General features: G+C 38.3%; 1 protein-coding gene. It reads right to left on the bottom strand.

Annotation, left to right across the window (positions count from 1 at the left end; all coding sequences use genetic code 11):
- Positions 1-328 precede the first annotated feature (328 nt).
- Positions 329-598 (bottom strand): autotransporter outer membrane beta-barrel domain-containing protein (locus ME1_RS07355; protein ID WP_004865007.1); only part of this gene is annotated, 270 nt, incomplete at its 5' end.

Genomic DNA, 598 nt, shown 5'->3' with positions numbered 1-598 from the left:
GTTAAACGCCCACCAACACGGATCATCCATTGATGAGGATTGCCCATATTCACCTCAAAGCCGTCGACATCTGAGAAACTACCAAGCATGAGACGTTGATAAAGCTTATCATGGAAAAATAGGGAAGCTTTTATAAAAGATCTTTTTCTTATAGGATGAGAGTATATTTTCCATCCTTTACAGTTTTTATGGTAGCATTTTTTCTGCATGAAAAATAAAAGGATAGAGGGATTTATTGGGGTAATATGGATTTATAAACAAAGGGCAGCACACTGTGCTGCCCTTTATGACGAAGAAATAACAAGAGGCTTGTTGTTACAGTTTTGCTTTAAAACTGATAACGTATTCCACCGGAAAAACTTGCTCCAGATATACCGGTTTTTTGAAGTTTTTGTTGATAATTGACATCTCCATGAAGAGAGAAATTATGGGAGAGTTGTGCATTGATACCAACACCGCCTTCAATCGCAGCTCCCATAGGATCAAGGTCAAAGCTTCTGCCAATCTGGATGGTACTATCATCACCAAATGTTTTGATCAAGTTGACTTTTCCATAGAAAGACATCAGACGGTTGTTTTCAGTGGAAAGGGTTTTGGT

Origin of the sequence: Bartonella vinsonii subsp. arupensis OK-94-513, from assembly GCF_000278235.1 — a bacterium.
Classification (GTDB): Bacteria; Pseudomonadota; Alphaproteobacteria; order Rhizobiales; family Rhizobiaceae; genus Bartonella; species Bartonella arupensis.
Note: the sequence above shows the minus strand (reverse complement) of the source record. Positions and strands in the feature narration are given on the sequence as shown.